The sequence below is a fragment of the Streptomyces sp. NPDC031121 genome (assembly GCF_055570615.1).
Genome location: NZ_JBVIGV010000022.1, coordinates 44,671 through 63,498, shown reverse-complemented (window position 1 = coordinate 63,498; position 18,828 = coordinate 44,671). Strand labels below are relative to the sequence as shown.

Below are 18,828 nucleotides of genomic sequence, written 5' to 3'. Positions count from 1 at the left end.
TAACCGGAACGGCGCAAGATAAACACGAAGAGTAGTGGCACTTCGTGAGGGCCGCGTGACGCACACCTCACGACGTCAGGTCCCGTACGTAGTCCCGGCCGCCGAGCGGACCCCGCACCATCGCGGCCGGCACGTCCAGCAGCCCCACCAGCAACTCCGCGTGCGGCAGCAGCCGGCGGCACACCGCGGCGAGGTCCGCGTCCAGCGCCTCCGCGGCCCCGCCGGCCAGCAGGCCGCGGGCCTCGTACCAGTCGGCGTGCGGCAGGACCGCCTCCACCGCCAGCAGCCGGAACAGGTCCGGCAGCACGGCCTCCTCCCCGGCCCCCTCGAGGGGACCGGGCCGCCGCCAGTGCGCGGCCACCGCCTCCACCGTCACACGGATCCGGTGCGCGTGCGCGAACTCCTCGGCGAGGCCGATCCGTTCGTGCCACGCCTCGGAGGGGTCCCGCCCGGCGGCCGCCGCCGCGGCCAGCGCGGACGTCAGGCGCTCGTACAGGGCGCGCTCCCGGGCCGCCAGCAGCAGCGGCCAGTCCGGTTCCGCCCCGGCAGCCGTCGCGGACGCACCGGCCCGGGGCGGCGTGCAGCCGTCGCCGGAGGCCATCCGCCATGCGGCGTCGAGCAGCATCAACTGGTTGTCCCCGCCCGCCGCATGGAAGGCCGCCGTGAGCGCCTGGTAGTCGACGAGCCGGTTCTCCGAGAAGAAGCCCGCCGCACCGCACGCGGCCCGGCAGCGGGCCACCGCCTCGTCGGCCAGCACGTCCACCGCCACCTTCGCCAGGGCGAGCTCCCCCATCGTCCGCGGCGGAAGGCCGGTTCCGCGGCCCCCGCCCGGAGCCAGCCGCCACGCCGTGTCCGTGATCCGGCGTGCGTACTCCGTCGCCGCGAGCGCCCGGGCGGCCGCCCCGAACAGCAGCCGCTGCTGGTTGGGGCGCGTCAGCGCCGCCGCCGCCACACCCCACCGGTCCACGGTGTTCCTGCGCGCCGCGTGCGGGAGGGCGATCGCGACGGCCGCCCGGGCCGCCGCGGCCAGTCCGGCCGTCACCGCACCCCAGGCGAAGCGGGCCCAGCCGACGCTGCGCGCCGTCCGCAGCCTCGGGTCGCCGAGCGGATCGTGGAACCCACCGGACTCGGAGATCGAGGCCCCGTCGGCGAGCCACCGGCGGTAGGGGATCCGTACGCCGTCGAACCGCACGGCCGCGTAGTCCAGCGGCAGCAGCGACGTCCGGGGCCGCGGCGCCACCGTGACGCCCGCGGCGCCGTCCTCGCCGTGCAGCGGCACCAGGAACAGGCACGTCCCGCGGTCGGCGCCGGCCACGAGCAGCCGGGCCCCGACCACCGCCAGGCGGGGCAGGCCGGGCATCCCCACGTTCGGCGGGTACTTGGCCGCGGCCGGATCCGGTGTCGTCAGCACGAACTCGCGGGCCACCGGGTCGTACACGGCCTCGGTCCGCACGGCGGCGCTGCTGTTGCCGATGCCGGCCTCGGTCATCAGCGCCGCCCCGACGGCCCGCCCGGAGGCGAGCGCGGCGACGTCCTCGGGGTCCGCGCCGAAGTCGAGTGCCGCTCCGGTCGCCATGCACTGGTGCAGGAACAGCACGTGGAAAGCGGCCGGGTCGGCCATCGCCGTCAACTCCAGCAGGTCGCGCAGGCGCTGCCGGTCCTCCGGCCCGCCCGCGAGGAGCGGCCCGGCAGAGCCGGTCCGGGCGTTGAGATGGGCGAGCCGCCGGTACGTCGTCGTCCACGGCCGCGCCGGGTCGGCGGCCCGGTCGTCGAAGACCGGGTCCTCGAACAGCTTGGGCAGGTCGGGGTCGGTCACGGGGCCGTCTCCTCGTCGGCTCGGCTGTGCTGCGGGACGTCCCGGCCGTGCGCGGCGCCGTCCGCCGGGGACGCGCGGCCGGGGGAGGCCGGAACGGCGGCGCCGCGCGGGCCGGCGAGCCAGGCCTCGACGGCCGCGGCGATCTCCCCGGCGTGGGCTTCCATCATGGTGAAGTGGTTGCCGGGCACCTCGGCCGCGGTGTGCGGGTGCCGCCACGGCGCGGGCGGTCCGATCGGCTCGCGGGCCCGTACGAGCAGCACCGGCGCGCCGAGCGGGCCGGGCCGCCAGCCGCGCAGGAGGCGCAGGTAGCCGCCGGTCGCGGTGAGCCGGTGCGTGCCGATGGCGCCGTGGTCGCCGGCCTCCCGGCGCCGCCGCTCCGCGGCGGCCAGCACGAGCGAGAGGCCGTCGGCCGGCACCGCGCCTTCGTACCAGGGCGTGTCGAGCAGGACGATCCCGGCCGCCGGGCGGCCCTCCCGGGCGAGGCGCGCGGCGACGGCCCAGGCGGTCCACCCGCCCGACGAGTGCCCGCAGAGCAGCACCGGCCCCTCGCCCGTACGCCGCCCGAGCGCCGCGACGTGCGCCTCGACGAGGGCCGGCAGGTCCGCGGGCAGCGCCTCGCCCGGCCCGAACCCGGGCTGGGGCAGGGCGAGTACGGTCCGGCGTCCGGCGAAGGCGGCGGCCAGCCGGGCGTATTCGTGCGGCCCGCCCGTCGGGACCAGCGACGGCAGGCACACCAGGGCCGGCCCGCCCGGGCCGCCTGCCAGCCGTACGGGGTCCGGCCCCCGGCCGGCGGCCTCCGCTGCCGTGAACGACGGCCGCAGCAGCGAGGCCCCGGACAGGACGTCCACGGCGACGGCCCCGCGGCCCGCCGCGCTGGCCTGCCGGAACAGCGCGGACAGCCCGTCGGGCAGGGACCCCGCCGCTCCGGCGGGCTCGGCGGGCGCCCCGTCGCCGGACCGGTCCGGGACGGGCCGCGCCCCCGGCGCCGCGGAGTCGCGGTCGCGTGGCCGGGCGTGCTCCAGCCGCTCGCCCAGGTGGGCGGCGAGAGCGCGGGCCGTCGGATGGTCGAAGGCCGCGGTCGACGGCAGGGACAGCTCCAGCGCCCGCGCCAGCCGCCCGCGCAGCTCCACCGCGGCCAGCGAACCGGCGCCCAGTTCCAGGAAAGGGCGGTCGGGGTCGACGGAGTCCGCGTCCGCGTACCCCAGCACGGCGGCCGCCGACTCCCTTACGAGCGCCAGCAGTTCGGAGGTGCTGCGCGGCCCGCCCGCTTCGTCCGCGTCGTGCGGGGCGTCCGCAGCGTCGTCCGGCAGCCCGGCGGGTTCGGTTGCGGTCCGGGGTCCGACCGGCGCGCCCGCGGTCTGCGGGGCGTGCGCGGCGTCGTCCGGCAGCACGGCGGTCGGCGCGACCGTCTGGTCGGACGTCGCACCGGCCGGGCTGTGGGCGGCCAGCCAGTAGCGCCGGCGCTGGAACGGGTACGTCGGCAGCGACTCGACCGGACCCGGCCGGGGGCCGCCGCACGCCGCCGCCCAGTCGACGGCCGCGCCGTGGACGTACACCTCGGCCGCCGACAGCAGGAACCGGCCGAGTCCGCCGTCGCCTCGCCGCAGGCTGCCCGCGGCGAGCACCTCGACCCCCGCCCGCTCGGCCGTCGCCTGCACCGCGTACGTGAGCACGGGGTGCGGTCCGACCTCCACGAACGTACGGAACCCCGACTCCAGCAGCGAGTCGACGGCAGGGGCGAACGCGACCGGGTTGCGCAGGTTCCGGTACCAGTAGTCCGCGGTGAGTTCCGGCCCGGTGATCCGGCCGGCGCCCGCCGTCGACCGGAACGGCGTCGCCACCGGCCGCGGCGCGAGCCCGGCCAGGCCCTCGGCCAGCTCCGCCCTGAGCGGTTCCACCGCCGCGCAGTGCGAGGCGTAGTCCACCGCGATCCGCCGCCCGCGCACCCCCTCCGCCGCGAGCTCGGCCAGCAGCGCGTCCACGGCACCGGGCTCGCCGGCGACGACCGAGGCGTCCGGCGCGTTCTCGGCGGCGACCGCCAGCGGCGGCCCGCCGCGGCCCGCCAGGCGGGCCGCGAGCACCGCGGCGGGCAGCGACACCGCGGCCATCGCCCCGCGCGGCAGCCGCCGTACGGCCCGCGCCCGGAGGGCGACGACCCGGGCCGCGTCCTCCAGGGTCAGCGCCCCGGCGGCGTACGCGGCGGCGATCTCGCCCTGCGAGTGGCCGACCACCGCGTCCGGTTCGACGCCGTACGACCGCCACAGCGCCGCCAGCGACACCATCATGGTGAACAGCGCGGTCTGCGCCACGTCGACGCGGTCCGCCGGCAGAGTACCGGGCTCGCCCCGCAGCACGGCCGCCACCGACCAGTCCAGGTGGGGTGCGAACGCGGCGTCGCAGGCCCGCACGGCCTCCGCGAAGACCGGCGACTCGCGCAGCAGCGCGGCCCCCATCGCCTCCCACTGGGCGCCCTGGCCGGGGAAGACGAACACGGTCCGGCCGGGGCCGGCCGCGGGCGGCGCCCCCGTGACGACGCGCGGGTTCTCCCGGCCGGCGGCCAGGTCCGCGAGCCCGGCGCGCAGCGCGCCCGCGCCGTTCCCCACGACGACGGCGCGCCGCGGGAAGGCACGGTCGCCGGGAGCGCGGTGCACGACCAGCGCCCGGGCCACGTCCGCGGGTGCGGCGCCGCCCGCCGACCGCGCGAGGCGCGCCGCGAGTTCCCGCAAGCCGGGCCGGTCCTTCGCCGCCAGCACCCACGGCACGGCCGCGGCCGCCTCCGGCCCGGCAGGCGCCCCCGCGGTGCGCGGCCCGCCCGCGGCGGCTTCGGGCGGGTCCTGGACGATGACGTGGGCGTTCGTCCCGCTGATGCCGAACGCGGACACGCCCGCGGCCCGCCGGCCCCCGTCCGCGGGGCGCGGCCACGGCCTGGCCGCGGCGAGGAGCCGCACCCCGCCCGCCGCCCAGCCGACGTGCGGCGTCGGCTCCTCGGCGTGCAGCGAGCGCGGCATCTCGCCGTGCCGCAACGCCAGCACCGCCTTGATGACCCCGGCCACGCCCGCCGCGGCCTGCGTGTGCCCGATGTTCGACTTGAGCGAGCCCAGCCACACCGGCTCATCGGCGGCGCGACCGCGCCCGTACGAGGCCAGCAGCGCCTCCGCTTCGATCCGGTCGCCCAGCGGCGTGCCGGTGCCGTGCGCCTCGACCAGGTCGACGTCGGCCGGCTCCAGGCCGGCGTCGGCGAGCGCGAGGCGGACGACCTCCCGCTGGGCCGGGCCGCTCGGAGCGGTCAGCCCGTTGCTGGCGCCGTCCTGGTTGACCGCCGACCCCGGCAGCACTGCCAGGACCGGCCGCCCCGCCCGGCGCGCCGCCGACAGCCGCTCCAGGACCAGGACGCCCGCGCCCTCCGACCAGCCGGCCCCGTCCGCCGCGGCGGAGAACGCCCGGCAGCGGCCGTCCGGGGAGAGGGCGCCCTGCCGGCTGAAGTCCACGAACGACGCCGGCGTCGCCATCACGGTCGCCCCGCCGGCCAGGGCCGCCGTGCACTCGCCGCGCAGCAGCGCCTGCCGGGCCAGGTGCAGGGCCACCAGGGAGGAGGAGCAGGCGGTGTCCACGGTGAGCGCGGGACCCGTCAGCCCGAGGGTGTAGGAGATCCGGCCCGCGGCCACGCTGGAGGCGTTGCCGGTGAGCAGCAGCCCGTCGTGCAGTTCGGGCGCCTCGGCCAGGCGCGGCGCGTAGTCGGAGGACATCAGGCCGACGAAGACGCCGGCCGCGGTGCCGCGCAGCGAGGCCGGGGGGATCCCGGCCCGCTCCAGTGCCTCCCAGGCCGTCTCCAGGAGCAGCCGCTGCTGCGGGTCCATGGCCCGGGCCTCGCGGGGGGAGAGCCCGAAGAAGGCGGCGTCGAAGTCGGCCGCGCCGTCGAGGAAGCCGCCGTGGCGGACGTACGAGGTGCCCGCGCGGCCGCGGTCGGGGTGGTGGAGGCGGTCGAGGTCCCAGCCGCGGTCGGCGGGGAACGGGCCCACCGTCTCGCCGCCTTCGGCCAGCAGCCGCCACAGGTCCTCGGGGGAGGCGATGCCGCCGGGGAAGCGGCAGCCGATGCCCACCACGGCGATCGGGTCGTCGTCGTCCCCGCCGCGGCCGGCGGCGGGTGCGGGGCCGGGGGAGGCGCGGTGCGCCGTGTCCGTCTCCGGGCCGGCCGGGCCGTCGGCGGCGCCCGCGGCGAGGGCGACCATGTGCCGGGCGAGCTGGTCCGGCGTCGGATGGTCGAACACGGCCGTCGTCGGCAGGGCCAGCCCGGTGCGCGCCCCCAGCCCCGAGGCCAGCCGCACCGCGCCGAGGGAGTCCAGCCCGGCGGACCGGAAGCTCCTGCCGCCGTCGGCGGCGCCGAGTGCCGCTCCGCCGACCTCGGCCGCCTGCTCCCGCACCAGCGCCATCGCCGCGTCCAGCGCCTCGCGCTCAGGCAGCGCGGCGACCTGCTGCGCCCAGGCGGCCACGGTCTTGCGCGCGGGCAGCGCCAGCAGGGCCGCGAGCCGCCCGCGGGCGACCTTCCGGGTCGGGGTCACGGGCACCTCCGCGACCGTCACCAGCTCCAGCGGCCACTTGTACGCGGCCACCCCCTTGGCCGCGAGGTGCGCCCGTACGTCCTCCAGCGTGAGCCGGGCCCCGGTCCGCAACTGGGCCAGCAGCACCGGGTATTCGCCGAGCCGGTCGTCGGGCCGGGCGGCGACCGCGGCGTTGGCGAGCTGCGGCAGGTCGGCGAGGAGCGCCTCGACCTCGGAGGCCGTGAACTTCAGCCCGCCCACGTTGATCCGCTCCGCCTGCCGGCCGCGGTAGCCGATCGTGCCGTCCTCGTACCGGCACGCCAGGTCGCCGGTGCGCAGCCAGCCGTCCGGGGTCATGGCCTCGGCGGTCGCCTCCGGGTCGGCGAGGTAGCCGCGGAACAGGGACGGGCCGTGGAACTCCAGCGCGCCGGTCTCCCCGACCGGGCAGGGGCGGCCGTCCTCCCCGACCACCCGGACGCGGCCCTCGCCGACGGGCCGCCCGATGCTGCGGGCGGCGACCCCGACCGGGTCGTCGGGCGAGGTGCTCAGGCCGGCGCCGACCTCGGACATGCCCCACTGCACGACGGTCGCCGCGCCCAGGGCGCTGCGCACGCCCGCCACCAGGGACGCGGGCACGGCGGCGCCGCCGGTGCGGACCTCGCGCAGATGCGCAACGGGTTCGGGGGACTCGGCGAGGTCGCGGAGCTGGGCGGGCACGGCGAACAGGACGCTCGCCCGGCTCGCCGCCGCGAGCTGCCGGAACGCCCCGGCGTCCCAGCGGGGCAGCACCGCCTGCCGGGCCCCGGCGACGAGCGCGAGGTGCACGGAGAACAGCCCGAAGAGGTGGGTGAAGGGGCTTGCGCTGAGCAGGGTGTCCCCGGCGGCGGTGCCGCCCTCGCGGGCGGCGGCCACCGCGTTGCCGAGGAGCCCGCCGTGCGTGTGGATGCAGATCTTCGGGCGGGCGGAGGTGGTGCCCGACGAGGGCATCAGGACCAGCGGCGATTCGGCGGTCACCGGCACGGGCCGCGGGGCGAGTCCGCGCCGCGCCCGCACGAGCGCCTCGTACGACCCCGCGCCGCCCGGGGCTCCCGCGCCGTCCGGGGCCGGGCCGACCGGGACGACGAACTCCAGCGCGGGCAGCCCGGACCGCGCCGGCGGCTCCGCGGCCGCCGGCAGCAGCAGGGCCCGCGCCGCGGTCCGCTCCAGCAGCGAGGCCGCCTCGCGGGTGCCGAGCGTGCTGTGCAGCGGCAGCAGCACCGCGCCGACGGCGGCGACCGCGACGTGCGCCACGAGGAACTCCCAGGAGTTCGGCAGCTGCGCCGCCACCACGTCGCCGGGGCGCACCCCGAGGTCCTGCAGGGCCCGGCCGAAGGCGTCGGCGTCCGCCCGCCACGCCTGCCAGGACCGGGCGCCGCCCGCGTCCAGTACGGCGGTCCGGTCGCCGCCGGCCGCGACGGCGGCGGCGAAGACCTCGGTCAGGGTGGGCCGGGGCGTCGTCCAGGCGGCGCCGGGGCCCGCCGGCTCGGGGGTGGTCAGGTAGTCGTGCACGTGGACTGCCATCTACGCGGGCTCCGTACGGGAGGGGACGGGGAAGGCGGCGGCGGTGTTCCTGCGGCGGGCCCGCAGCAGGGAGCCGTCGAGCGGCAGCGGCGCCGTCTCCACGAGGTCGAACCCGGCTTCGGCGAGCAGGCGCCGGTAGTGCTCCAGGGTGCGCTCGCGGCCGCCGACGTTGCACAGCATGTGCAGGTTCCATGCGACGGCGAGGGAGTTCTCCCCGTCGGGCGGCAGGAGCCTTTCCACGACCAGGAGTTCGGCCTCCTCGGGCATCGCCTCGGCGCACCGCCGCAGGATGTCGGCGCAGCCGCGGTCGTCCCAGTCGTGCAGCACCCGCGACAGCACGTACACGTCGCCGCCGCCCGGCACGGCCTCGGTGAAGTCCCCGACCCGGAACGTGCAGCGGTCGGCGACGCCCGCCTCACGCAGCCGTTCGCGGGCGGCGGCCACGACGTGCTCCCGCTCCAGCAGGACGCCCCGCAGCCGCGGGGAGGCGGAGAGGATCTGCTTCATCAGCTCGCCGTTGCCGCCGGCCACGTCGACGACCACGTCCACGCCGGGCCGGTCGACGACCGCCGGGATCGGGCCGAACATGAGGGAACTGGCCTGCATGGACCGGTCGAAGGCGGTGTCCCACGGCGGGTGCTCGGCGAAGTAGGGGAAGTGGTGGGCGCCGAAGTGGTGCTCGAAGGCGTCGCCGCCGGTGCGTACCGCGTACAGCAGCTGCCCGAACGACTCGTAGAACGGGCCGCCGTACATCAGCGCCAGCGGCCGCATCGAGTGCGGCGCGTCGGCGCGGAGCAGCTCGCCGAGGCCGGTCGGCGCGTACGTGTCGGCGCCCGGCCCGTACGGTCCCGCGAGAAGCCCGAGGGTGGCGAGGTAGCGCAGGAGCCGGTCGAGGCCGTCCGGGTCGGCCCCGACGCGGGCCGCGAGGCCGGCGACGGGGACGGGCCCGCCCGCGTCGGCGGACAGCGCGTCGAACACCCCCAACTCGGCGGCCACGGCGATGGCCTGGGTCCGCCAGGCGCCCGTCATCAGCTCCAGCAGCGTCCTGCCCGGCTCGTCCCGCTCGACCAGGCGGTGCGCGGCCAGCGCGGACGTGCGGCGGCCCGGCATCAGCAGCTCCAGCCGCGCGTACGGGGTCCCGGCGGGCGCGGCGGAGCGGAAGTACAGCACGGTGACGTCCTCGTGCGGGTTGTAGCCGCCGCCGTCGGGCCGCATTCCGGCCCGCTCCACCAGCAGGAACCGCAGGCCCGCGAAGACGACCTCGTCCGCGGCGGTGACGCGGAACGCGACGTGCGCCTCGTTGCGCTCCGCGCGCTCGCGCCGCACCAGGTGGTGCAGGCAGGCACCGGTCTCCGCGCCGGACCCGCCCGGGGAACCGGCGCCGGGGCCGGCCGCCGGCGGCACGGGCAGGGAGAACACCTCGACCTCGCCGAGCCCGCCGTCCTCCGTGGGGACGGCGGCCCGCACGATGGACACGTCCAGCGCGTCCGGGCGGATCCCGTAGCGGGCGCGCAGCCGGTCCCGTACGACGGTGCTGGGCGTCGGCCGGCCGGACGCCGCCAGCCCCAGGCCCGCCAGGGCCTCCGCCAACTGCCCGGGCGCCGTGGGGAAGACGAGGACGGCGGCGTGCGCGGGCACGCACCAGGCGCCGAGGGACTCCCGCTCGCCGTCGCCGAGGGCCGGCGCCAGCGTACGGAGCATCCGGGAGACCGTGCCCGAGGTGCGGACGAGGTCCGCGGCACCGCTGATCGCCGCCAGGTCCGCCTCGGCCAAGGCCGTGGGACCGGCCTGCTGTCGGATCATCCGTCGCCCCCTCGTCCGGGCGCGCCACGGTGGAGCGCCGCGGGCAGAACCTACGGTCGGGCGGGGGCCGCGCCGCAGGATCGGCGGCGGAGTTGTCAGGTCGGCAGGCGGAAGCCCCGCCGCCGGACGCAACCGGCGGCCCTGCGGCGGCGTCCTCCCGGGCGGGGGGTGTTCGGGATGGCGGAGGCAGCCCGCGGCGGCTCCGCGCGGTGGTGGGCGGGCATCGCCACCTGCGCGGCCGGGCCCGCCGCCCTGTACGGGTGCGCCCACTGGTACTTCTCGGCGGAGGCCGCCCCCTCCGGCGGGCTCGCCCTCGTGGGCGGCGCCGCCCTCGCGGCCGCGGTCGCCGTCGCCCACCTGTTCCTCGTCGGCGGGGCCCGCGGTGTCTTCGGCAGCCTGCTGCTGGCCCTGGCGATGCTGGCCGCGGTGACCGCCGCGGACCGGGCGGCTGCCCGTCCCGAGACTGCCCTCTGCACCGTCCGGGCCGTCGACTCCACGCACCAGGACTCCTTCGGAGAGGGCGCCCCGCCGCCCAGAACCCTGCACCGGCTGTCCCTGGACTGCCCCGGCGGCTACCCCGACCTCCTCGAGGACGACAGGATCGCCGCGCCCGCGGGCGGCGAGGTCCGCGTCTCCTACGACCCCCGGCGCCGCGCCGCCCCCGAAGTGGAGGGCACCGCAACGCCGCTGGTGCCGGCCCTGTGGTCGGCGCTGCTCCTCGCCCTCGCCGTGCTGATCGCCGCGAGCCGCCGCGGCGAAGGCGGCAGCGGCGGCTGATCCGGGGCCCGCCCCACCGGTGCAGGACCGCCGGGCGGGTGGCACAGTGTGCCCGACCGACCGTACGAGGGGGACACGATGACCGAGCAGCTCGACCGCCCGCCGCCACAGCCCGACTACCCCGTCCGCACCGGCAGGCTCGCGCTGCGGCCGGTCCGCGCCGACGACCTCGACGCCGTCCACGCCTACCGCTCGATGCCCGAGATCGCCCGGCACCTGCCGCACGCGCCGCACACCCGCGAGGAGACGCGGAGGACCCTGGAGCGGCTGGCGGCGGGCCAGGCGCTCGCGGCCCCCGGGGACCGGCTCGCACTGGCGGTGGAGGCGGCGCAGGGCCGCGTCGTCGGAGAGGTGCTGCTCCGACGCGACGACCGGGCGCCGCTGACCGGCGGGATCGGCTTCGTCTTCCACCCCGACGTCCACGGCACGGGCGTCGCGGCGGAGGCCGTCACGGCCGCCCTCGGGCTCGCCTTCGACACCTTCGGCTGGCACCGCGTCACCGGCGTGTGCACGGTCCGCAACACCGCCTCCGCCGCCCTGATGCGGCGCGTCGGCATGCGGCTGGAGGCCGTCGCCCGGCAGGACGTCCACCGCAAGGGCGCCTGGCAGGACCGGCTCCACTTTGCGGTACTCGCCGCCGAACACCGCCGGCCGAGCCCGCGCTCCGCCGACGAACGGGCCGTCGACGCCGCCGTCACCGCCTTCTACGCCGCCTTCACCCGCCGCGGCGGCGGACCCGTCACCCTCGACGGGGTGCGGGCCGTCCTCGCGCCGGGCGCGGTGATCGAGCGGGTCAACCCGGACGGCACCGTCGACCGGATGGACACGGAATCCTTCATCGCCCCCCGCGAAGCCCTGCTCAACGGACCGGACCTGACCGACTTCACCGAGGCCGAGGTCGCGGCGACGACCCTCGTCGCGGGCGCCACCGCCACCCGCACCGGCGAGTACGCCAAGTGGGGCGTCCGCGCCGGCACCCCCTTCTCCGGCTGGGGCCGCAAGACGTTCCGGCTGGGCAGGGCCGACGGCGGCGGCTGGCTCGTCCAGTCCTTCTGCTGGACCGACGAACCAGAGGCCCCGGCCGCGCACTGACCGCACCGCCGACCACGGCCTCAGGTGCGCGACCGGCCGAAGAACTCGACCTCCGCGACCGCGACCTGGCGGTCCGCGCCGGCGCCGTACGCCGACCGCAGCACGAGGCGCACCGACACGGCGTCCCGGCGGCGGACCTCGACCCGCTGCACCCCGCCGTCGTCGAGGGTCTTGTGCACGGTCTTCGTCCGGCCCGCGGAGTCGGTGACGACCAGGTCGACCTCCTGCGGCCGCGCCTGGTCCGCGGCCTGGCCCGGCCGCTTGGACGTGCCCGGCGTGACCAGCACGGCCAGGAGGTCCACCGGCTGCGCGAAGTCGGCCTGCAGGTACTGGCCGTTGGAGTCGCCCGCGTAGCCGGTGCCCCACCAGGTGTTGGAATAGCTGTCGAAGACCAGCTCCGGCCCGTGGCCCGCCCCGGAGTGCGAGGCGCTCCAGCCGGTCGGGCGAACGGCGACCCGCTTGGCGAAGTGGTCCTGCACGGCGCGCACCGCGGGCGGGCCGCCGATCACGCCGCCGACGAGCAGCAGGGCGAGCCCCGCCACGACCAGGACCCGGACGGTCCAGCGGCGCCTGCCCCGGTCGAGCCGCGGCCGCTGTCCCGCGAACGGTCCGTCGGCTCGGGTGTGCGGGGCGTCCTGCAGCCGGCTCGCGCAGGAGCGGCAGAACGTGCGCAGGGGCGGGTTGGGGGTGCCGCAAGCGGGGCACGGCGGGCCCTGCGGGCCCGGGTCGGCCGGCTGCGGGGCCCGCACCCTCGGCCGGGCCGCCTCCGGCACCCCCGGAAGCACCGTGCCCGGGGCGCCACCCGGCTCCGGGCCGGCCTCGGTTGCCGGGACGGGGACCAGCAGGGCCCGCGCGGCGTCCGCGGAGGCTGCCGCCCCGGGGCGGGGCCGCACGGGGGCCGCTGCGGGTGAGGACGGTGCGGGTGACGGCTCGGGGTCGGCCTTGCGGCCCGAGGGGCCGTTGCCCTCCGGGCGCGCACCGCCGCCGTCCGCGGCGGGGTCCGCGGCCCGGCGGCCCCCGGTGCGCGGGTCCGGCTCGGTGCGCGGCTCGGGCGCCTGCTTCGGCGCGGGGTCCGACTGCCCGTGGACCTCCCGGGCGGGGTCCCGGGCGTCCTCCGCCCCGCTGTCGGCGTCCGTCCGCTGCCTCGGCCCCCGTTCCGCGGCCGGCCCGCCGGCGGGGCCCCGCGCAGCGCCGCCCGCCGTGCCGGAGCCGGCCCCGTCGTCCGGGTCACGCCCGGGTGCCGGGCTGCCCGTACGGCCCGGCGCGCCGGAGGCGTCCGGGGCATCCGGCTCCCGTTCCTCGGCCGGGCCCGCCGGCAGGGGCCGGGCCGGGCCGTCGGCCGTCGGCGGTACCGCGGGCAGCGGCTGCGTCTCCGCCTCGGCCGGGTCCGCGGCGCCGCGGGAGGCGGTTCCGGCCGTCCGGCCGCCGCGGGGGGCGCCGGCGGCGTCCCAGCGCAGGAACGCGCCGCAGGAGTCGCAGAACGACTGGCCGCTCGTACGGGTCGGTGCCGCGCACTCGGGGCAGGGGGAGGTCCCGGTCTCGGGCATGGTCTTGGCGGTTCCTTTCCGCAGCGTACGGGTCAGACGGCAGGGGGCGTAGGGGGCGGCGGGCCGGCCGCGGCGACCGGAGCGTCCGCCCCGGCCACCACCTCCGCGGTGAACGGCAGGTGCGCCGGCCGGGCCGCTGCCACGACCGCGTGCAGCCGGTGCACGTCGGCCGGCCCGGGCTCCGGCAGGGCCAGGCGGACGTGCAGGGCCGCCCGCGGGGAGCCCGGGAACGGGCCGAGCGGCTTCGCGGACCAGGCGGAGCCGCCGCTCTCCGTGATCTGCGGCCACACCCCGAAGGACTGCCGCACCGCCTCTGCCAGGCCGCGGCGGGTGCCGCGCAGCCGGTGCAGGGATGCGGCCGCGGCGACCGCCGCACGGCGCGCCTCCAGCGGCTCGGTTCCGGCGAGTTCGGCCCCGACCCAGTCGGCGAGCCAGTCGACGAAGTCCGCCGGGGCGAGCGCCGGGTCGAAGTACGCCTCCAGACAGTCCAGGACGTTGAACACCGGCGCCAGCATGGCGTCCAGCCCGGTCACGAACCGCTGGGCGAGGTCGTCGTCCGCGTACACGGCCGGCAGCGCCTCGCCCAGCGGGTGCGGTGACGCCAGGCCCGCCACCGCGCCCCGGGCCGACGGCGCCCGCCCGGCACCGCCCGCGGCCGCAGCGCCGTTCACCGGGCCTCGATGACGCGGACCCGGTGGTCGAACGGGAAGAGCAGCGCCGACGGCCCCAGGTCGACGCGGTCCGTGGCGTCGCCGCGCCGCCCCGTCAGCGGGTCCGCGGGATGCAGCAGCACCTCGTCCACCAGCTCCACGCCCGGTACCCGCTGCAGCGCCGCGAACACCTCGCCCGAGCGCAGCGACCGGCCGAACGGCCAGCCCCGGCCCAGCGCGCCGCCCGTCAGCGGGTCCAGGTACGCGTACAGCGCGTCCAGCGCCTCCTCGCGGACCCGGTCGGCGTCCGCGGCCCGGTAGCAGTGCACCGTCGCCACCACCGTCACACCCTGGTAGAACGGCGGCCCGACGGCCAGCCGGGTGCCCAGCGGCCGCCGCTCGTCGAGGAACGAGGAGATCCGCGCCAGCAGCTCCTCCCCGGGCACCAGCTGCTCGAAGCGCAGCCGCCCGCCCCGGTCGGTCACCGCCTGCGGGACGACGAGGACCCGCACCGCGTTCTCCCCGTCCGCCGGGTCCGACCCGGCGGCCAGGCACTGGATCCGCGCCGCCTCCGGCGCCGCCCGCCGGGTCAGCTCCTCGTAGTCCCGCGCCGTCACCGCCCGCTCCTGGGCGCGCAGCGCGATCGGCGCCCGCACCCGCGCCTCCGCCACCGTCTCCCCGTCCACCCCGCCGCGGGCCGCCTCCCGGTTCTCCACGCGGGCGATGTACGGGACGGAGCTGCGCAGCACCTGGATCGCCCCGCGCGCCACGTTCCCCGACCGGCCGCCGCCCACCGCGTACCGGGCCGCGCGCAGGGCCGCCCCCTTCGCGGGCACCGCCCCGAACTGCCGCAGTGAGCCGTCCGGTTCGCGTACCGCCGGGCCGAACGCGATCTCGCCGGTCGTCGCGTCGAGGGTGAAGTGCCGGTCCGCGGGCCCGGACGCCGCGAAGTCGGGCACGCACCGCCACGGCTGCCAGCCCTCCCCGTCGGACACCTCCACCACCGCCTCGCCGACGACCGGCACCTGCGCGAGCCGCACCCGCTGCCCCGGCACGCCCTCGGCCTCCCCGAGCGGTTCGTGCCGCACCACTTCGGCGTGCGCGGCGCCGACCGTCCCGCCGATGGTGAACGCGGCCGCGTCCCGGACCGTCGGCGACGACGTGTAGAACGGCTGCCCCGGCAGGGCCGCCGTCACCCGGCAGCGCACCCAGCCCGCCTCCACGCCGCCCAGCCGCGACACCCGGTGCCCGGCCGGGACGTGCAGCACCACCTCGCCCGGCCGGTTCAGGCCGCCCGTCGAGTCCGACGACACCTCGCAGCGCGCCCAGCCGTCCGGGGTCCACGCCTCCCACACCAGCGGCGGCTGCCGCGGGTCCACGCCGACCCCGTCGACCCTGCTGTCCACGCGCAGCACCGCCGCGCAGGCCGGAACGGCCGCCGACAGGCCGAACAGCAGCAGGTCGCCCGGCTGCGGCGCGGCCGCGAACACCGGCACGTCCGTGCCGGCCGCCACCTCGTCCGTGCGGTCGGCGGGCGCCTCGCCCGCCCCCTGGGTGAACAGGCGCGCCAGCTCGCAAGGGACCAGCACCAGGTCCTGGTCCGTGGCGAACACCACCGCCTCGTCGGTCTCCGTTCGCCCCGTCGCCACCTCCGTCCCGGCCGGCAGCACCACCGGCTCGGGCTGCGGCGCGGCCAGCCAGAACGTCACCGGGGCGCGGGCCGCCGACGGCGGGAACAGCGTCATGCCGAGCAGGTCGAGGAAGGCCAGGTGGTTCTTCTCCGGGACCCGGTTCAGCCGGTACACGAGCTGGTCGGCCATGTGCGCGACCGCCTCGATGAGGGTGACCCCCGGGTCGGAGACGTTGTGGTCGCTCCATTCGGGGCACCGCTGCTGGATGAACCGCTTGGCGTCGTCCACGAACTGCTGGAAGTGCCGGTCGTCGAGCCGGGGGGCGGGCAGGGCCATCAGTGTCGTTCGCTTTCGTCGGTCTCGGGGCCCTCGGGCGGGATCACGTAGAAGGGGAAGACGAGGCTGCGCGGGTTGCTCGTGCCGCGCAGTGCGTACCGGACGTCGATGTGCAGCACCGCCGGGTCGTCGGGGGCGGGGGTCACCGCCACGTCGTGGACCTCGATGCGCGGCTCCCAGCGGTCCAGGGCGGCGCGCACCTCGTGCCGGATGCGGCCGGCCGTCGCGTCGTTGGACGGTGCGAAGACCAGGTCGTGCACCGCGCACCCGAACTCCGGCCGCATCGGCCGCTCGCCGGGGGCGGTCGCCAGGACGAGCCGCATGGCCTCCTCGACCTCGCGGTCGCGGCGGGCCAGGGCGATCGCGCCGCCCGGGTCGATCCGCAGCGGGAACGCCCACCCGGCGCCGACGAAGTGCTCGCTCACGATGTCCGTCCTCACGGTCCGAAAAGGGGGAAGGTGCTGAGGTGGTTCGCTGTCAGAAGGGCATGCCGTTGCGGGTCGTCACACCCGTGAGGGTGACCGTCGCCGCGGTGATCCCGACGTTGCCGAGGGCCTGGATCCCGACCCGGCCGGGCGTCTGCACGTCCATCCCGACCCGCGCCCGCACGTCGACCCCCCGCCCCGACTCCAGCACCAGCCCCGTCCCGCCGCTCAGCTTCAGCTCGCCCGTCGACGACAGCGCCAGGTCACCGCCCGACTCCACCGCCACCCCGCGGGCGCCCCGGATCACGACCGTGCCGTCGCTGGTGATCGTCAGCTCGGTACGGGCCTCGTCCAAGCGGACCGTCAGCGCCCCGTCGCCCGTGCTCAGCCGGATGCCGCTGCCGGCGCGGGCCGCACCGGAGCGCTCCAGCAGCTCCACGGTGTGCCCGCTGCGGGCCGTCAGCGAACGCCAGTTGACCTTCCCGCCGGTCGGGTCGACCACGGCGATCCCGTCGGGTTCGGGCGTCGCCCGGTCCACCCCGTTGTACAGGCCGGCCAGGACGTACGGGTGCTCCAGGGAGCCGCGGTCGAAGGCGCACAGGACCTCGTCGTTGACGTCGGGCAGCAGCAGCCCGCCCCCTCCCGTCCCGCCGAACTGCGCGACCCGGCACCAGCCGCTCTCGTACGTGTCCGACAGCCAGGGGAAGCGCAGCCGCACCCGGCCCAGGCCCAGCGGGTCCTTCACGTTCGTGACCAGCGCCACCGCCACCCCCGGCAGCGCGGCCGCCGCCCCGCCGCCGGCACCGCCGTCGCCGCCGTCCGCGCCGCCCGAGGCGAGCCCGTACAGGGACCGGAACTGGCGCCCCGACACGGTCAGCCAGGTGGTGTACGGGCGGCCCGACGCGAAGACGTGCCGGACACCGGTCGCCGTGTACTTCCCCTCGAACGGGAACCCGGCGCCCTTCACCGCGACCGGCCGACCCGGCAGCAGCCCCGGATTGCCGGTCACCGCCACCTCCAGCTCCGCGAACGAGCCCGCCACGTCGTCGGCGAGCGCCCGCGCCGCGTGCGCCACCTCCGACGGCGCCGTGTACGGCGTGCGCGTCGCGTCCAGCTCCGCCCGCCCGAACGGCGCGGCGAGCTGCTCCGCCGACAGGTCCGCCAGGACGTCCGGGCTGCTCCCGGCGGGCGCCGGCGCGGCCAGCGGCCGCTTGGCCAGCATGTCCCAGCCGCGGACCGTCACCCGGTCCACCTGCCCGGCGGAGGTCAGCGCGATACGGCTCTGCAGCACGTTGTGCCCGAACTCCAGGACGTACGGGCTCTGCAGCGCGGGCGTGGTGTCGGCGGGCGCCCCCGACGCGGGGCGCAGCGCCGCGAACTCCAGTCGGCCCTCGGGGTCGAAGGACAGCCGGACGTCGTTCTCCGCCGCGAGGCGCGACAGGTAGTCCCAGTCCGTGATGTTGGGCTGCGTCGCCAGCTCGTACACGGTCGGCGTCGCGTCGACCCGGCCGAGGGCGAGCCCGCACTGCGCGGCGATCCGGCGCACGATGTCCGACGCCGTCATCTGCGGGTAGCCGGCGACCCGCCGGTTGCGCAGCAGCCGGTGCCCGGGGTCGTAGCCGCGCAGCACCAGCCGGCGGCCCGCGCCCGGCTCGGTGTCCACCTCGACGGCCGTGACCTCGCCGGTGACGAGCGGGGCGCCGCGCACACCGTCGGCGAACGGGCTGATCACCGCCTTCGCGCCGACGGCCAGCTGCGGGTAGAGCTGCGTGAGGGAGCTGTCGCCGTCGGTGAAGACGAGCTGGAAGGCGGAGGGGACGTTCACGCTCGCGTCCACCCAGCCCTCCGTGAGGAGCGCGGCGAGCGGGTCGGGCAGCACCGCCCCGCCCAATCGGACGTGCAGGAGGGTGGTGTACGTGTTCTCGCTCATGCGGCGCGCTCCGATCCGGCGGGCAGCAGCAGTTCGGTGCCGGGCCGCAGCCGCATCGGGTCGTCGATGCCGTTGGCCTCGGCGATCACCCGCCAGGCGGTCGGGTCGCCGTACTCGCGCCACGCCACGGACGCCAGGGTGTCCCCGGCGACGGTGCGGTGGACGCGGCGGGCGGACAGCGCGCCCGAGGTGGGGTTCTGGCGCTTCACCGCCTGCGGGATCTCGGTCAGCGACAGCGAGCACGTGGCCCGCAGCGGGGTCCCGTTGGCGCTGAACAGCGTGTACGTGGCGCTGGCCTGCGTCACGCACGCCGTGAACTGGACGGTGCTGAAGGAGCCCCACGAGAACGTCACCCACGGCGGGGACGGCGCCTGCGAGGCGGCGCTCTGCTCCGTCACCTCGCAGCACGACAGCAGCAGCTCGACCTGCCTGCGGACGGTGTCCGCGCCGGGCGTTCCGGAGGCGTCCAGGAACAGGTCGACGCGCAGCTGCGCGGGCTCGACCCCGGTGAACTTCGGGGGCGCGCCGCGTGTGTAGGCGACCGCCGGCTCCGTACGCCAGTGCGCGGAGCGGGAAAGTTGGAGCTGGCGCGGGTTGAAGTGGAAGTCCGCCTGGCCGATCAGCCCGCCCGGGCTGCCGCCGAGGCGGGCGGACGGCTGGCGGACGGCCAGCGAGGCCCGCGCCAGCCCGGCGGCGGCCCGGCCGCCGGTGGGGGCCGCCACC

Annotated in this window: 11 protein-coding genes; 2 read left to right on the top strand and 9 right to left on the bottom strand. The window is 78.0% G+C overall.

Features of this window, described 5'->3' with window-relative positions:
* Positions 1-67: 67 nt before the first annotated feature.
* From ACZ462_RS30855 to ACZ462_RS30845, 3 genes are read right to left on the bottom strand one after another with little or no spacing between them, the layout of a single operon-like run.
* Positions 68-1,816 carry an acyl-CoA dehydrogenase family protein gene (locus tag ACZ462_RS30855; protein ID WP_467808939.1) on the bottom strand — a complete coding sequence of 583 codons (1,749 nt, stop codon included), beginning with the start codon at positions 1,814-1,816 and terminating at the stop codon, positions 68-70.
* Entirely contained in the window at positions 1,813-7,914 is a 6,102-nt protein-coding gene (locus ACZ462_RS30850) for a type I polyketide synthase (RefSeq protein ID WP_467808940.1), read from the bottom strand. The genes ACZ462_RS30855 and ACZ462_RS30850 overlap by 4 nt, the downstream gene beginning before the upstream one ends.
* A complete protein-coding gene (locus tag ACZ462_RS30845) occupies positions 7,915-9,717 on the bottom strand; it encodes a methyltransferase (protein ID WP_467808942.1) in 1,803 nt (600 codons plus the stop codon).
* Positions 9,718-9,894: 177 nt separating this feature from the next.
* On the opposite strand from ACZ462_RS30845, the gene ACZ462_RS30840 reads away from it, so the two are divergent.
* Complete coding sequence (locus tag ACZ462_RS30840) at positions 9,895-10,494, top strand: hypothetical protein (protein ID WP_467808943.1); 600 nt, start codon at positions 9,895-9,897, stop codon at positions 10,492-10,494.
* 78 nt (positions 10,495-10,572) lie between these two features.
* Entirely contained in the window at positions 10,573-11,586 is a 1,014-nt protein-coding gene (locus ACZ462_RS30835) for a GNAT family N-acetyltransferase (protein WP_467808944.1), read from the top strand.
* Positions 11,587-11,606: 20 nt separating this feature from the next.
* Here the strand turns inward: ACZ462_RS30835 and ACZ462_RS30830 are convergent, their stop codons facing one another.
* From ACZ462_RS30830 to ACZ462_RS30805, 6 genes are read right to left on the bottom strand one after another with little or no spacing between them, the layout of a single operon-like run.
* Positions 11,607-13,133 (bottom strand): NADase-type glycan-binding domain-containing protein, encoded by a 1,527-nt coding sequence (locus ACZ462_RS30830; protein WP_467808945.1) that lies wholly within the window; start codon positions 13,131-13,133, stop codon positions 11,607-11,609.
* Between the two features lie 32 nt (positions 13,134-13,165).
* Positions 13,166-13,804: a phage tail protein gene (locus ACZ462_RS30825; RefSeq protein WP_467808946.1), complete on the bottom strand. Its 639-nt coding sequence runs from the start codon at positions 13,802-13,804 to the stop codon at positions 13,166-13,168.
* Positions 13,801-15,750 carry a putative baseplate assembly protein gene (locus ACZ462_RS30820; RefSeq protein ID WP_467808947.1) on the bottom strand — a complete coding sequence of 650 codons (1,950 nt, stop codon included), beginning with the start codon at positions 15,748-15,750 and terminating at the stop codon, positions 13,801-13,803. Before ACZ462_RS30820 ends, ACZ462_RS30825 begins: the two co-directional genes overlap by 4 nt.
* Positions 15,750-16,175, bottom strand: a complete 426-nt coding sequence (locus ACZ462_RS30815; protein WP_467808949.1) for a GPW/gp25 family protein — start codon at positions 16,173-16,175, stop codon at positions 15,750-15,752. Before ACZ462_RS30815 ends, ACZ462_RS30820 begins: the two co-directional genes overlap by 1 nt.
* 52 nt (positions 16,176-16,227) lie before the next feature.
* Entirely contained in the window at positions 16,228-18,105 is a 1,878-nt protein-coding gene (locus ACZ462_RS30810; protein ID WP_467808950.1) for a VgrG-related protein, read from the bottom strand.
* Complete coding sequence (locus tag ACZ462_RS30805) at positions 18,102-18,827, bottom strand: CIS tube protein (protein WP_467808951.1); 726 nt, start codon at positions 18,825-18,827, stop codon at positions 18,102-18,104. The genes ACZ462_RS30810 and ACZ462_RS30805 overlap by 4 nt, the downstream gene beginning before the upstream one ends.
* Position 18,828: the final 1 nt, after the last annotated feature.

Excerpts from the sequence above, each read along its gene's own strand:
- ACZ462_RS30850 (WP_467808940.1), bottom strand. The coding sequence starts at position 7,914 with ATGGCAGTCCACGTGCACGACTACCTGACCACCCCCGAGCCGGCGGGC.
- ACZ462_RS30845 (WP_467808942.1), bottom strand. The coding sequence starts at position 9,717 with ATGATCCGACAGCAGGCCGGTCCCACGGCCTTGGCCGAGGCGGACCTG.
- ACZ462_RS30840 (WP_467808943.1), top strand. The coding sequence starts at position 9,895 with ATGGCGGAGGCAGCCCGCGGCGGCTCCGCGCGGTGGTGGGCGGGCATC.
- ACZ462_RS30835 (WP_467808944.1), top strand. The coding sequence starts at position 10,573 with ATGACCGAGCAGCTCGACCGCCCGCCGCCACAGCCCGACTACCCCGTC.
- ACZ462_RS30830 (WP_467808945.1), bottom strand. The coding sequence starts at position 13,133 with ATGCCCGAGACCGGGACCTCCCCCTGCCCCGAGTGCGCGGCACCGACC.
- ACZ462_RS30820 (WP_467808947.1), bottom strand. The coding sequence starts at position 15,750 with ATGGCCCTGCCCGCCCCCCGGCTCGACGACCGGCACTTCCAGCAGTTC.
- ACZ462_RS30810 (WP_467808950.1), bottom strand. The coding sequence starts at position 18,105 with ATGAGCGAGAACACGTACACCACCCTCCTGCACGTCCGATTGGGCGGG.